The organism is Acidovorax sp. GW823-FHT02H02 (assembly GCF_058797075.1).
Window position 1 is genome coordinate 57650 of the sequence record NZ_JBXAJH010000012.1, and the last position, 13810, is coordinate 71459.

Consider the following 13810-nt stretch of genomic DNA (forward strand, 5'->3'; position numbering starts at 1 on the left):
GGACTCCGGCCACGATGTCCTGAGCGGAGGCGAGCATGCCGCATGCCACCTTCCCGCCCTGCCCTGTCTGCCAGGGCGACGGCTGCCTCCTCGGATCGCTGGGGCGCAGCACCTGGTTCCGTTGCCGCCAGTGCGGCATGGTCTTCCGCCGCGCCCGCCGGGCCCGCGGCCCACGCACGCCGGCGCCCAAGGCGCAGGGAGGCGCGTCATGAGGACCGCGCTGTCCCGATCCCTGCTGCGCCACCTGGAGCCCCTGGCGGCGATCTCGATCGTCCACCTCAGCGGCCCGACACGCGAGCGGCTCGCCGAAGGCAGGCTGTCCATCGTCGCGTACCCCAACGACTACGGCGGCTTCGTCCACGTGGGCACCGAGGACACGACGCCGGAGGAGCCCGATCTGGCCGCCATCTTCCGCATCGCGCGGCCCGCCGGGGTCGTGTGGATCAAGTTCGACGCGGATGCGCCAGCCGTCGACGGCCTGCCGGCGTTCGACGGCGCGGAGGACGCGCCATGAGCCGCCACATCGCCCATCTGGAGCACCGCGGCCGCAAGGTCACCGTGGTGGCGGGCTACGACCGGCCGCTGCGCGAGCTGTTCCTGCAGGTCCTCTATGCCGACCTGCCGCCCTGGGAGGACGAGCAGTTCCTCTATGCCAGCCTCGACGATCCGGCCCACGACTGGACCGACATCAACACCGTGGCCGACAGGCTGGAAGCGCTCGGGATCGCGGTGCCGGTCGGCATGATCGAGAGCATCTTCCTCGACCAGTGCCGCAACATCGGCAACCTGGTCGTCGAGCACCACGGCGATCAGCCACCGACGGTGCTGGCGGCCGGGTGATCCGACGGCACCGGCCCGCATGCGCGGGCCGGTGCCGTTCCCATCCCCCCGCCTGCCACGGCGTCCATGCCCGGCGCCTGATCCGCCACCCTGAATCAGCGCGCGCGGGCGCCGTTTCCGGCCGCGAGCGCGGCCGCCCTCTCGCCAGCCTGCGCGGCCCCTGGCATGCTGAAGGCGCTTGTCGGGCCCGCGCCCGAGCACGCCTTGTGCGTTCCCGAGCACCTCGGGCGTTGCGGTCGTTACCCGCCTGGTGCACTGCACCGCTGCCCTCTGCATCGCCGCCCTCGGGCGGCCGATCGCCTGCCGGCCCCGCCGGCCCCAGCCACTGCGCCCGCGCCCAGCGCGGCGCCTCCCCCTTCTCAGCGGCCCTGTCCGCGCAAACGTGCCGTACCCGCTCGCGGGTCGCGGCCCATCTCGTTTTCAGAAAGGCCATCCCATGCCCAACATCACCGAAATCCTGTGCGCCATCGAGCGCCGCGCCGAGCGCGCCATCGTTCAAGAGCTGCGCGTGATGACGCAGGAGATCCTCGCGATGCGCACCCACCTGTCGCACGAGCACCGCGCGCACGCCGATGCGCTGCTGCTCAAGCTCGACCATCTGGAGCGCTGCCAGCACGTGGAGACCGCGCCCCTGGCCATGGCGGCGCCGGATGGCGCGCCCGTGGTCCGCGGCGGCCCGCCGCTGGACACGCTCACGGCGCTGCAGCCGAGCCACCACCTGGTCCATTTCTACAGCCATGACGTCGGCGAACTGGAGCGGGTCGAGCTCACCGAGACGCTCGCCCAGGCCGCGCAGCTGGTGCGTGGGCACCTGTGCGCGCAGCCCCGGCCCGTGTGGCAGGTGCTGCACCACGCCGCGGACGGCGAGCTGAGGTTCCTCGGCGGCGAGGACATGGTGCTCGCCAGCATCCTGCCGACCGAGCCCAGCACGCCCGAGGTGGAGAGCGCGGTCGAGCACGCCTGCGCGGCGCTGACCGCTGGCGATCCCACGGCGCTGCGGCGCCTGTTCGCCGACCCTGCGGCACGCCGTCCGGCGCGCCTGGTCGCCTGACACCGGCACCACGGCGCCACCATTCACCCACCCCGCGGGGCCCGTCCCGCGCAGGGCCGGGTTCCGCCTTCACCGGAGGAATCCACCATGGATGTGACGCTGAATGCCGATATGCAGCTGTACGTCATCCCGAGCGGCGACGGCTACAGCTGCCTGGGCTTCGACAATGCCCGCGGCCATGCCGACCTGATCGCCGAGCGGCTCGGCCGCCGGGATCTGGCTTTCGCGGAGGGCGAGCACGGAACGCTCGCCGGCTACGCCAGATACTGCACGGCTGTCCACGCCTGGGGGCGCTCGCCGCTGGCCGGGTGTACGTATTTCGGGCCGGGCACCGATCCTCAGGCGGCGCGCGTGCTGGAAGCCTGCCGCCGCGACGGCCGCAAGGTGCGGCTGATGCTCGGCGACACCGCCACCGGCCGGTGCTGGCTGGAGGAACACGGCGTCGTCGGCTGCATCGGCCGCTCCACCGGCACCCTCAAGGTGCCGCTGCTGGTCGAGCCGGGCGCCGGCGGCGGCGGGTCCATCCTGACCGATTGCCTGCTGCGCATCGTCGAGTGGGACACCGGCCGCGACCTCTACCGGCACCGCGCCTACCGCCTGCCGAAGCTGGCGCTGCGCCACACCCCCGAGGAGAAAGCGCGTGCCTGGCAGGTGCTGCAGGGCGGCACCGTCGCCGCCGCGTTTTCCGACGCGGGCCGGGCTGGCGCCTACCTCGCCTTCATGTGCGGCGAGACCGTGGAGCCGCGGATTTTTCAGTGAGGCGGCAACGGCGGCCCTGACGGGCCGTCCCGCCTTCCCTTCTTCCCGATGCCACCACCCCCTTGGCGGGCGGCGGCCTGGAGACACCATGTACGAGATCCCTTTCGAGACGCTCAAGGAGCGCGCCAAGTGCGCGCTGGACCAGCGGATCGCCCGTTGCGATCCCTCGCACGGCGCGGTCGGCTTCGATGGCGGCCGCGCCGTGCGCATGCTCATTCCCTACACGCTGCTGGAAGCCGAGGAACGCGCGGTGCTGAGGGCGCTCGCGGCAGAGAGCGCGCAACGCTCGCCCCTGGGGCAGCGGGCCCGATCGCAGGCGCTGGCCGGCCGGACCGACTGGTCGCAGTGGCTGCTGCACGTGCGGCGCCGTGGCCACCGCCTCATCGATCACTGGGACGTGCGCTGCGTGGCGCACCTCATCGCGCACTTTCCCGAGTGTGTGACGGAGCGCCAGCGGCGCTTCGCCATCGCCTGCCACGTGAACGACGGCGCCGAGGAATGGGTCGTCGCCTTCACGGAAGCGCCCGCGGCGCGGGACCGGCGATGAGCCGCGGTCCGAAGCCCGCGGCGGGCCCACCCGACCTCGGCTGGCGCGACGACGGGCTGTTCACGTTGTTCCTGCCGAACACGAAGGCCGGCGAGGACGCCTGGCGCGTGCTGACTGCGCACACCGAGGGCACCGGCAAGGTGTTCTCGCACCACGCGCCGGAGGTCATCCGCCAGCTTCGCGCCCAGGGATACACCGTCGCGCGGCTGCCCGCCGGCAGCGGCGGGCCTTCCAGGGACGACGCGCTGCTCGCCGGATTGCTGGGCACACCGCAGCCGCCGAGCCGGCCCTAGCCGCGCCACGGTGCGAAAAGCGGACAGCCGGGACACCCGGCCGCGTCCGCGCTCGCGCCACTGGCGCGCCCCCATCACGGCGCCTCGCCCCGAGGCGCCGCCACAGCGAGCCCGCCGTCAGGGCGGGCTCTTTCAATGACCCCCTGGGGCGCCGCCGTCCCGAGAGGAACGCGTGCGCCCCCTTCATTCGAGGAAACGACATGCAAGACAACGAGCAACGGGAGAGCGCCCCGCTCTCCGCACCGCAGCGCATCGCCGCCAACCGGGCGGCGATCTTCGACGCGCTGCGCGCCGACGGCGTCGCGCGCGCGGTGGCCAGCTACACCGGCTCCGGCGACAACGGCGGCCCGGAAGGCGTCCAATACGAGTTGCCGGACGGCAGGACGCTGGAGCCCATTCCCGAGGTCCTCCAGTACAGGGAGACCTGCGAATGGTCCGGCGGCACCTGGCAGATGACGGTGACGCTGAAGGACTGGCCCCTGGACGACGCCATCACGGACGTCGCCATGGAGCTTGTCGACGAGCACTTCGGCGGCTGGGAGAACGGCGACGGCGCCTCGGGCGAGGTCGTCTTCGACACGGCCGATGGCAGCGTGGTCATCGAGCACCGGGCGTACTTTACCGACTCCGACTACCAGGAGGTCCGGCTGTGAAGGCGCATGTCTCGCTGGCCTGCTGGCCGGGGATGCGCCACGAAGCGGCCGCGGCGCTCCTGCACGCTCCGATCGGCGAACCGCTATTCGGACCGCTGTCGGCCGAGCACGTCCAGCTGGTGCCGCAATCGACGGGCTGCCTGACCGAGGACCGGGCCGACGCGCTGCGCATGGCCCATCCGCGCACACGCTTCCGGCTGCACGCCAACGTACATGTCCTCGCGGACCGCCGCTTCGCCGACCTCAGCGGCTTCACGCTGCACGCCGATTGGTTCGTCCAGGCGGCGCGCATCAGCCGCAGGCTCGGGGCGCCCGCGTACACGGCGCACGCCGGCCGGCGCGCGCAAGCGACGCTGTCCATGGCGCTGGAGCACGCGCGCCGCTGCGCCGACCTGTTCGGCTGCCCGGTCGGCATCGAGGGCCACTACCCCACGCCGGGCGACACGTGGCTGGTCTCGAGCTGGTCCGAATACCGGGCGGTGTTCGAGTCGGGCGTGCCCTACGCGCTCGATCTGTCGCACCTGCACATCCTGGCGACTGCCACCGGACGCCATGAGCCGACGTTCGTGGCCGAGATGCTCGCCTGCGAGCGCTGCATCGAGGTCCACGTCAGCGACAACGACGGCCGCGGCGACTGGCACCAGGTCTGCACCGTGCCGTCCTGGTGGTACCCGCTGCTGATCCACATCCAACCCAGCGCGGTGGTGTTCTCAGAGGGAAACCACCGCAGAACGAGGAACACCCATGTCCACTGAATCCACAGAAGAGCAGCCCGCCTACCTCGCGGGCGCCGACGGCGCCGTGGCGCTCAATGCCGCCGGCATCGGGGCCGAAGCCCGCTACCGGGCGGCGCATGCCGATCGCGAGCGGCTCGACCGCAGCTGGGCGGGCGCCACGCTGGCGGCGCTCTTCCTCCAGCACGCCTGGCTCGACGCCGTCACGCTGTCGTTCGAGGTCACATCCGAGTACGACGACAGCGGGGGCTTCTACCGCTGCATCCGGTGCCAGGCCTCGGCGGTCCGCGCGGTTCCTGGGCTGAACGGACCAGAGGAGGCGTTCCCGGATGGTGAGTTCGACCTCGATGCCGCCAGCAGCCTCGTCGAGGAAGCGCTGGAAGACGGCGAATTCGACCTCTACACCGGTCTTGCCAAGTATCCCGAGGGGTTCGACACGCTCACCGTGTCGCTGGAGCGCGCGGCCATCGCCACGCTGCTTGAGCACTGCCCCTTCGACGGAGACCTCGCCTGCGCGGCCTGGGGATTGACGTAAGCCGGGCAAGGCGGGGGCAGCGACGGCGCCTTCAGTGCGTCCTCGCCCTCCCCTGCTGCGCGCATTCCGGCCGCCCGGCCGGAATGCGCCCTTACCTCCGGGCCGCCGTCGCCGATGCCGGCCGGCGGCCCGCCACTTCTTTCGGAGATATCCCATGACCTACCAGTTGATGACCATCGGCCCCTCGCCCTGCGAGGAGGCCTGCGCCCAGGTCGGCCGGGCCGACTACGACGAGCGCTCGCGGCGCGAGTGCCGGGTGTTCCTGCGCATGCTGGAGCGCCTGTACCCGCTGGCCGACGACGTGCCGGCCCGGTTCACAGTGCGGAGCTTTCCGCACGATTTCGGCGCCTACCGCGAGGTCTGCGTCCGCTACGACGACACCGATGCCCGCGCCTGCGACCACGCCTACGAGGTCGAGGGCAACACCCCGGCCGAATGGGACGCGATCGCGCGCTATGAACTGCTCTGGATCGAGCGGCACGACCTGCTCCAGCGCGCCGTGCAACGCGGCGAGATGCTGCCGCAGGAGGTGCCCGAGCAGTACCGCCGGGATGAGGCTCCGGCGCTGCCCACGCAACTGAGTTTCGCCGAGCTGCTCGCGGCGTTCCCGCTGTAGCCCGGAGCACGCGAGCGGCGGGGCGCTGCGCCGCCGGGCATCACCCAGGCGGCATGTTCCCATGAGCCACCAGGCAGGCTTCCTCCGGAGCGCCTGCCTCTTCGACGCGGAGGCGGCCGGTTTGTCCCTGGCGGACACCGCCGCCTGGCCCTTTCAGGCCGCCTGAAGCCTGGATGAACGCACCGGCCGCTGGGACGCGCCGACGATCTTCGGCGCAAGCATGCGGCGCCTGGCCCGGCCGGGCGCTGCCGAGGCGCCATCCCCGGGTCCCGCCGGGATCACCGGCGGATGTCCGCGGGCGGCGCGGTGAATTGCGTGTCGATCAAGCGCCAGGCGTCCTGTGCCAGCGGCGCCGCGCTTTCCTCGAGGATATGCGCGACCAGTCCGCCGCAGCGCCCGATCAGCGCAAGGCACGTCGCGAGCCGTGGCTCGAGCCCCATGCCCAGGACGCACAGCGCCGTCCCGCCGGCCGCGTTCAGCGGCAGGCGCCGGCCCTGCCGCTCGAGTTCCTGCACGATGGCGTCGGCCAGGCGCCATGCCTTGCCGTGGAAGCCGTTCTCCTGCGCGATGCGCCGCAGCGCGGGGACGCGGGGATCGCCCTCGGTGTGCACCGGATGGCCAAAGCCGACAAACCGGGTTCCCGCCGAAGGTGCGGCCAGTTCGCGCGCGAGCCGGGCGTAGGCTTCAGGGCCGTTGCCGTCGGTCAGGCCCGCCGTCCAGCCGGCGAACTGCTCGGCCGCCAGCGACGCCGGGCCCAGGAAGCGGGAGCCCGCGCCCAGCAGCCCCGCCGCGACGGCGCCAGCCAGCGACTCGGGTGCGCCGAGATAGGCCATCCGGGCGGCGATGGCCGGCGGGGTCAGGCCATGGTCCAGGGCCACCACGAGGATGGCGTCGATCATCCGCTTCTCCTCGGCGCGCGGCCTGCGGCCCAGCACGCACAGGACCAGCGCCTCCACGAAGTCCATCTTGCCGAGGACCTCGTGCGCCAGGTCATGGCCGCGCAGCGTGACCGTGTGGGTGCTCGCGTGGCCGATGGCTGTCACGTTCATGGCGGATACCTTCCTTTTTGTCTTTCGCGTCGCTCACGGCAGCAGGACGATCTTGCCCAGGTGCAGGTTGCCGCGCATGAACTCCTGGGCCTGCAGCGCCTCGTCCAGGGGGAACGTCCTGGAGATCACGGGGCGCAGCGTGCCGTCCGCGAGGCGCGGCCCAAGCTCCGCCTCGAACCGCCGGCACACCTGCGCCCGCTCCGCGAGGCTGCGGCTGCGGAAGGACACGCCGATCAGCTGCAGCCGGCGCAAAGCGAGCAGGTTCAGGTCGAGCGTGTCCTCGGTGCCGCCCAGCATGCCGAGCACCACGATGCGCCCGCGAACCGCCGCCGCGGCCAGATTCTGGGCGAGCACGCCGCCGCCGATCGCATCCAGGATCAGCGCCGTCCCCTGCCCGCCGGTCTTCTCCAGGACGGCGCGCGAGAAGTCGGGCGCCCGCGCCAGGTCCACGATCTCCTGCAGGCCGTGCGCGCGCAGCGGCTCGGCCCTGTCGGCACGGCGCGTCGAGCCCATGACGAGGCCCGCGCCGAGCACCCGCGCGATCTGCACCGCGGCGATTCCCACGCCGGAGGTCACGGAGTGGATGAGGACCGATTCGCCGCCGGCCAGGTGGCCGGCGCTGCGCAGCGCGTCGTGCGCCGTCAGGTAGCTCACCGGCACGGCTGCGGCGTCGAGCAGCGGCAGCGCGTCCGGCACCCTCAGGGCCACGTCTTCGTCTACGCACACCTGTTCGGCGTAGCTGCCGTCGGCCAAGGCCATGACGCGGTCGCCGGGCGCGAAGCGCGTCACCCCCGGGCCCAGCGCGATGACTTCGCCGCTCATCTCGTTGCCCGCGATGTGGACTGGACGCGGCGCATAGTGCTTCTGCGTACGGCTCAGGTCCGAGCGGTTCAGGGCCGCGGCATGGACGTGCACCAGCACCTGGCCCGGCCCGGGCACCGGCGCGGCCACCTCCCGCACCTGCAGCGTCTTGCCTTGCGGCGAATCGACCACCACGACGGCTTTCATCGGCGCGCCTCCCGGCCGCCGGCGGCGAAGGAACTAGAACGCATGGGTGATCCCGATGCCGATGTTCTTGGCGGTGGGGTTGCCCGCGGGAACCGCGTTCGCCGGACGCGGCGCGGGCCCGGTCGACAGCACGTACTGGGAGCCGTTGCGGTTGCGCACCGCCCCGACGGATCCCCACAGCGTGGTGCGCTTGGACAGTGCGTACTCCGCGCCGAGCGCCAGCCACGGCACATCCCTGTTGCCCACCGGCGCCGCGTAGTCGCTGCGGTCGCGCAGGTAGAACACCTCGCCGATCAGCGTCCAGGCACCCACCGGCGCGCGCACCCCCAGGTTCAGCAGCGTGAAGTCGCCCGCGCCGCGGGCGGTCAGCCCCTCCATGCGCTCCAGCACGCCGGTGCAGGTGAGGCAGTCGTTCTTCTCGCGCGTGTACCCGGCGAAGACCTTTGCGAAGCCCGCGTCGTAGCTGCCGCCCACCATCAGGCCGCGCGCCGCGCCCACCCGGTCCGTGCTGCCGGCGCCGCGCTGCTTGGCCACCGAGACGAGGACGTTCCAGGGGCGTGCGTTGTACTGCAGCGTGGCCCCGACCATGCTGCCCTGCGTGGTGCTCTTCTCGCCGGCGGATCCGTGCAGTTGGAGCTGCACGCCGCCCCAGGACGGCGAGGTGTAGTGCACTGCGTTGTCGGAGCGGGCCGCGGCGATCAGGTGCAGCGGGTACTTGTCGCTCGTCGCGGTGCTCCTCGTGATCGCCGACACCGAGCCCGACTGGCCGGCCTGGAATGCATTGACCGAAAGCGATGCCACATAGAAGGTGCTGCCCATGCGGCCGAGGCGGATCGTGCCCCAGTCCTTGGAGGAAAGCCCCACCGTGGCCTCCCGCCCGAACGCGCGGCCGCCCTGGGCGAACGTGCCGGTGTCGGCGTTGATGCCGCTTTCGAGGCGGAACACCGCCGACAGGCCGCCGCCGAGGTCCTCGGTTCCGCGGAATCCCAGCCGCGAGCCGACCAGCCCGCCGGACAGCTGACGCACCTGGCTGAACGATCCGGCCTTGCCGTAGTCCATGCCGACGTCGAGCACGCCGTAGACCACCACGTTGGTCTGCGCGTGGGAGTGGGAGGCGGCCAGGGCAAAGCAAGCCCCCGCCGCCGCGATGGCGTGTTTCATGGTTGTCTCCTCTTGTTCTGGTGGTGCCGGTCGGGGGCTACTTGTTCGCGCCCCGTTTGAGCAGCCGGCTCTGGAGTTCGGAATCGGCGCGCGCGCGCTCGAGGAACTGGGCACTGGTGGACCCTTGCACCACGAAGCCCTCCGCCACCAGCTTGTGCCGCAGCGGCTCGCTGAGCACCACAGCGCGGATCGCATCGCTCAGCTGGTCGACCCTGGCCTTGGGCAGCCCTGCGGGAGCGACCACGCCGACCCAGGACGCAGCCTCCATGCCCGGGAAGGTCTCACTGAGCGTCGGGACCTCCGGCAGCAAGGTGGACCGGGTGGGCCCGCCGTACGCGAGCGCGCGCAGCTGACCGCTCTCAATATGGGCCAGGGCCGCCGGCAAGGCGCCCATGATGTAGTCGAAGCGCCCGGCCAGCAGATCCGCCAGGTAGGCGCCACCGCCGCCGTTGTACGGCACGCGCAGCGCCTGGAAGCCGGCCTTCTCGGCGAACAGCGCCGCATTCAAGGTCGTCGACGTGCCCTCGCCGATCGCGCCGTACGTCACCTTGTTCGGGCCCGCCTTGCCGGCGGCGATGAGGTCGTCCAGGGTCCTGTAGGGCGTGCGGGCGGAGGTGACCAGCACGTGCGGCGCGGTCACCACGAGGCTGACGAACTCGAAGGACCTGAACGGATGGTAGGCAAGGCTCGGGTAGACGAGGTGGTCCACGGCGTGCGAGTCGTAGACGATCCCGAGCATCGATCCGTCGGCCGGCGCACGCGCGACCTCGCTGATGCCGATGGTCCCGCCGGCGCCGGGCTTGTTGAGCACGAGGAAATTCTGGCCCAGCTTCTCCGTCAACCCATTCGCCACGTAGCGGCCCACCTTGTCGGTGGTGCCTCCAGCAGGGTACGGAACGACCACCGTGACCGGCCTGGGGCTGGCGAAGATGGCGGGGGCGATGGCGCCCAGCGGCACGCCCAGCAAAATCGATCTGCGTTTCATCGTTGTCTCCTTGATGTCTTCCGTTCTTCCCTTGGACAGCAGCCCTGCCCCACCCGGTGCGCGGCCGCACCGGCTGGCGGCTCTCCGATACACGGTGCTGCGTGGCCGGCCGCAGCGCGGCAGGCTCAGTTCACTCCGCGGGCCTTGCCCTCCCAGTACGGCGCGCGCAACGCCTTCTTGTCGATCTTCCCGACCTTCGTCACCGGCAGGCTGCCCGTGATCTCGATCGTCTTGGGCGCCTTGATCGAGCCGATGTTCGCCTTGGCGAAGGCAATGAGATCCGCCTCGGCGGGGCAACACTGGGGCTGCGGCACGACGAAGGCCTTCACGGCCTCGCCCCAGCGTTCGTCGGGCACGCCGATCACCGCCGAGGCCTTGACGTCCGGGTGCGCCTCCAGGACGCTTTCCACCTCCGACGCATAGACGTTGAACCCGCCGGAGATGATCATGTCCTTGGCGCGGTCGACGATATGGAAGAAGCCGTACGGGTCCACGCGGGCCAGGTCACCGGTATGCAGCCAGCCGTCCCTGATCGTCGCCTCGGTCAGCTCGGGGTTGTTCAGGTAGCCCAGCATCACGTGCGGCGCCCGCACGCAGATCTCGCCCACCTCCCCGGAGCCGGTGCGCGCCTGGCCGTCCTGGCCGACCAGCTTGATGCTCACGCCCGGATAGGGCTTGCCGGCCGCCATGAGCCGCTGCGGATCCTCGTGCACATGCTCCTGCGCCGACAGGTACAGGATGGCGCCGGGCGCCTCCGACTGACCGTAGCTCTGGACCAGCACCGGCCCGAACAGCTCCAGCGCCTGCCGCAGGCGGGCGGGCGACGCCGGAGCGGCGCCGTAGGTGACCCTGCGCAGTTGCCCGCGCTGGATCCGGGCCACGTCCGGGTGGTCGAGCAAGGCGTACAGCATCGTCGGCACCAGGAACAGCGAGTTGACCCGGCCGCTGGCGATCTCCGCGGTCACGCGCGCCGCATCGAACCCGTTGTGGATGACGACGCGCCCGCCCATCCACAGCACCGGGGGGATGAACGAGCCGCCGCCGTGCGAGATCGGCGAGGCCACGAGCAGCCGGGTATCGCCGTCGTAGCCGTTGGCGATGACGTGCAGCATCGTGGCGTAGGTCAGCGCGGCCGAGGCGATCATCACGCCCTTGGGCTTGCCCGTCGTGCCGCCGGTGTAGTTGAGGCGGGCGCAGCCCTGCGGGTCCGCGGCCCCGGCGAACGAGCGCAGCGGGCGCTGCGGCTGCCCGGCGGCCGCGGTGGCCAGCTCGTCGTGGGTCGCGCGCAGGAATGCGTGCCCGCAGGACGCCGCCAATTGCTGCGCGCGGCCGGCACGCCCTGCATCGACGATCACCAGGGCGGGCCGGCTGTCCTCGATGGCGAAGCGATGGTCCTCCAGATCGCCGTTGTATTGCAGCGGCACCAGGGTGAAGCCTCCGACGTAGGCCGCCGCGACCACCAGGAAGGCCTCATAGCCGTTCGCCGCGATCTGCGCGATCCGGTCGCCCGGCTTCAAGCCCAGGGCCCGCAGCGCGCCGATCGTCCTGGCGACGTCCGACGCCAGCTGCGCATACGTCACCTCGGCGCCGTCGCACTCGATCGCCACCCTGGCGCCGGAGCGCTCGAACGCATGGACCAGCGCCTCTCCCATCGACGCCATCGCGTTTGCCTGCATTGCTTTCCCTTCCATCCACATCGGTTGCACCGAAGTCTAGGAAGGGCGGCGCGCCCGTGGTGCCGCGAAGTTCCACATACAGGGAACTTCGCGCGAATGGCCGCGCGCTAGGGCGTGACGGGGACGGCGAAAGCGTCGGCCGGGAAGCGGGAGCGTTGCAGCAGGCTCTCTTGCAGGACCAGCGCTTCCGCATAGAGCGCGTCCAGCACCGACTGCTCATGGCTGCGGCTCATGCGGCCCAGGGTCGTGGCCACGCTGATGGCCAGCAGGGGCCGTCCCGACCCGTCGTTGATGCTCACGCCGAGCGACACCACCCCGTGCGCCACATGGTTCGCCATCCGGGCGAAACCCAGCGCGCGCGTGCGCTCCACCATCTCCTGGACGTAGGCCGAGGAGACGCCGGCGAAGGCCTCCAGCCGCTTGCGGTTCGCCGCGTTGATCACGGTCACCTGCTCGTCGCTCAGCTGGCTGAGCACCGCCATCCCCATCGAGCCCACCCCCAGGGGATGGACGCGGCCTTTCGGCGGCACGATGGGCGGGCGCACTTCGGCGCCGATGCGGTGGTCGATGCACACGGACGAGGCGCCACACCGCTTGCCCAGGAACACGGTGTCGCCCGTACTGCAGGCGATGCGGTCCAGCGAAGTCTCGCACAGCGGGCGCACGTCGTAGCGGTAGGACGAGACCAATCCCATCTCGTAGGCCAGGGGCCCGAGCCGGTACCTGCGCTGCTCGTCACGGGACAGCAGTCCGGCGCCGACGAGCTCCAACAGCAGCCGATGGGTCGTGGACTTGTTCAGGCCCGTGGCCTCCACCACGTCCGAGAGACCCAGTCCGCCCTGGCCCGCCTGCATGATCAGCGAGGCGATCCGCAGGCCCCGCCCCAGCGTCTGTGCGCCGTCACGCCTGGCGCCGTGATCAAACGGTACAACCATGATGTCTCCCAAGATGGTTTCGGATGCCATGCCTGTGCCCGGACCGAGACCAGAGCGCCGGACGATTCTTGTCATATTTTGCAGCCTTACCCCGCCGCCCCTTCCCAGGGGCGTGCGAGCGGCAGCGGGCCGACGCCCCATCCGGCGGACTGTCCGGCAAGGGTGCGCAGCGCCGTCAGGGGCGCTCCGCGCGGGCGCGGCCGCTCACCGCGGCGCGAGGGACTGCGGATCCAGCGTCACGACCGTGGCGTCTCGCCGCCGCGGTCGTCCGCGCCGGGAGGGTCCTCGGCCAGCAGCCGATGGCGCTCCTCGGGCCGGGTCAGCCCGGGCAGCACCCGGCTGGCCACCAGCCAGCACACCCCGAAGGCCGACAGCGCCACCGCCTCGCCGTAGAACACGATGCGCGGCAGCCGCGCCTCGATGCCCAGATCGTCACCCCAGATGCCATTGACCAGCAGCACGGCCATGGCCGCGACCATGGCCCAGAAGCATGCGAGGTACAGCCTCGCGCGCCAGTGCGCCTGCCGGTGGGGCTTGCTGCGCGCATGCCGGTAGAACGCGATGCAGAAATACGCCAGCACCGAGAACATGACGGCGGCGCAGGCATAGTGGACATAGGGGATGATCTCCTCGCGGCCGCCGCACTTGCAGGGAAACATGGCCACGCCGAGGCCCGCCAGCGCCGCCACCCGGGACAGGACCATGTGCGCCCGGGTCTGCCCGTTGTACGAGAGCAGGAAGGCCGAGATCGCAAACAGGAAGCCGACGAAGATGTTGCGCGACCAGTCGCCCGCGAAATACGACTCGCTGATGGATGCGAGCGGGCGCTCGAGTGTGGACACCCAGCCGGTGACGGAAGCGATCGCAATGGCGATGACGCCCACGATCAGCTTCGTGGTGAGCTGGTTGATCTCGGGATACCGGGGTTTCCTGATGACGCGCATGATCTCTCTCCTCCTGCGAATGCG

Annotated in this window: 17 protein-coding genes; 10 read left to right on the forward strand and 7 right to left on the reverse strand. The window is 71.2% G+C overall.

What is annotated here, in order from left to right; all coding sequences use genetic code 11:
* Window positions 1-208: 208 nt before the first annotated feature.
* The 10 genes from AC1RDS_RS13755 (at window position 209) to AC1RDS_RS13800 (ending at window position 6028) form a co-directional block, all read left to right on the forward strand.
* Window positions 209-514 carry a DUF5983 family protein gene (locus AC1RDS_RS13755; protein WP_059400405.1) on the forward strand — a complete coding sequence of 102 codons (306 nt, stop codon included), beginning with the start codon at window positions 209-211 and terminating at the stop codon, window positions 512-514.
* The gene (locus AC1RDS_RS13760; protein WP_059400404.1) at window positions 511-840 is read left to right on the forward strand and encodes a hypothetical protein; all 330 of its coding nucleotides are present in this window, start codon (window positions 511-513) and stop codon (window positions 838-840) included. The genes AC1RDS_RS13755 and AC1RDS_RS13760 overlap by 4 nt, the downstream gene beginning before the upstream one ends.
* A 382-nt stretch (window positions 841-1222) precedes the next feature.
* Window positions 1223-1891, forward strand: a complete 669-nt coding sequence (locus tag AC1RDS_RS13765) for a hypothetical protein (protein WP_492227105.1) — start codon at window positions 1223-1225, stop codon at window positions 1889-1891.
* 87 nt (window positions 1892-1978) lie between these two features.
* Window positions 1979-2650: a hypothetical protein gene (locus AC1RDS_RS13770; protein WP_059400402.1), complete on the forward strand. Its 672-nt coding sequence runs from the start codon at window positions 1979-1981 to the stop codon at window positions 2648-2650.
* A gap of 88 nt (window positions 2651-2738) precedes the next feature.
* The gene (locus tag AC1RDS_RS13775; protein WP_059400401.1) at window positions 2739-3197 is read left to right on the forward strand and encodes a hypothetical protein; all 459 of its coding nucleotides are present in this window, start codon (window positions 2739-2741) and stop codon (window positions 3195-3197) included.
* Complete coding sequence (locus AC1RDS_RS13780) at window positions 3194-3490, forward strand: hypothetical protein (RefSeq protein ID WP_059400400.1); 297 nt, start codon at window positions 3194-3196, stop codon at window positions 3488-3490. Before AC1RDS_RS13775 ends, AC1RDS_RS13780 begins: the two co-directional genes overlap by 4 nt.
* Before the next feature lie 200 nt (window positions 3491-3690).
* A complete protein-coding gene (locus AC1RDS_RS13785) occupies window positions 3691-4143 on the forward strand; it encodes a DUF6878 family protein (protein WP_059400399.1) in 453 nt (150 codons plus the stop codon).
* Window positions 4140-4898: an apurinic/apyrimidinic endonuclease family protein gene (locus tag AC1RDS_RS13790; RefSeq protein ID WP_059400398.1), complete on the forward strand. Its 759-nt coding sequence runs from the start codon at window positions 4140-4142 to the stop codon at window positions 4896-4898. Before AC1RDS_RS13785 ends, AC1RDS_RS13790 begins: the two co-directional genes overlap by 4 nt.
* Window positions 4888-5412, forward strand: a complete 525-nt coding sequence (locus tag AC1RDS_RS13795; RefSeq protein ID WP_059400397.1) for a hypothetical protein — start codon at window positions 4888-4890, stop codon at window positions 5410-5412. The genes AC1RDS_RS13790 and AC1RDS_RS13795 overlap by 11 nt, the downstream gene beginning before the upstream one ends.
* A 154-nt stretch (window positions 5413-5566) precedes the next feature.
* On the forward strand, window positions 5567-6028 hold the full coding sequence (locus tag AC1RDS_RS13800; RefSeq protein ID WP_059400396.1) for a hypothetical protein: 462 nt from the start codon (window positions 5567-5569) through the stop codon (window positions 6026-6028).
* A gap of 278 nt (window positions 6029-6306) precedes the next feature.
* On the opposite strand, the gene AC1RDS_RS13805 is transcribed toward AC1RDS_RS13800, so the two are convergent.
* The 7 genes from AC1RDS_RS13805 to AC1RDS_RS13835 all read right to left on the reverse strand — a co-directional run bounded on the left by AC1RDS_RS13805 (window position 6307) and on the right by AC1RDS_RS13835 (window position 13786).
* The gene (locus AC1RDS_RS13805; RefSeq protein WP_059400395.1) at window positions 6307-7077 is read right to left on the reverse strand and encodes a citryl-CoA lyase; all 771 of its coding nucleotides are present in this window, start codon (window positions 7075-7077) and stop codon (window positions 6307-6309) included.
* A 33-nt stretch (window positions 7078-7110) separates the two neighbouring features.
* Window positions 7111-8085 (reverse strand): zinc-binding dehydrogenase, encoded by a 975-nt coding sequence (locus AC1RDS_RS13810; RefSeq protein ID WP_059400394.1) that lies wholly within the window; start codon window positions 8083-8085, stop codon window positions 7111-7113.
* A 33-nt stretch (window positions 8086-8118) separates the two neighbouring features.
* Window positions 8119-9246, reverse strand: coding sequence for a porin (locus AC1RDS_RS13815; protein WP_059400393.1), 1128 nt, complete (start codon window positions 9244-9246; stop codon window positions 8119-8121).
* 37 nt (window positions 9247-9283) lie between these two features.
* Window positions 9284-10231 carry a tripartite tricarboxylate transporter substrate-binding protein gene (locus tag AC1RDS_RS13820; RefSeq protein WP_063840196.1) on the reverse strand — a complete coding sequence of 316 codons (948 nt, stop codon included), beginning with the start codon at window positions 10229-10231 and terminating at the stop codon, window positions 9284-9286.
* Window positions 10232-10356: 125 nt separating this feature from the next.
* Window positions 10357-11907, reverse strand: coding sequence for an AMP-binding protein (locus AC1RDS_RS13825; protein ID WP_059400391.1), 1551 nt, complete (start codon window positions 11905-11907; stop codon window positions 10357-10359).
* A gap of 107 nt (window positions 11908-12014) precedes the next feature.
* On the reverse strand, window positions 12015-12917 hold the full coding sequence (locus tag AC1RDS_RS13830) for an IclR family transcriptional regulator (RefSeq protein ID WP_492227106.1): 903 nt from the start codon (window positions 12915-12917) through the stop codon (window positions 12015-12017).
* A gap of 161 nt (window positions 12918-13078) precedes the next feature.
* On the reverse strand, window positions 13079-13786 hold the full coding sequence (locus AC1RDS_RS13835; protein ID WP_059400389.1) for a hypothetical protein: 708 nt from the start codon (window positions 13784-13786) through the stop codon (window positions 13079-13081).
* Window positions 13787-13810 lie beyond the last annotated feature (24 nt).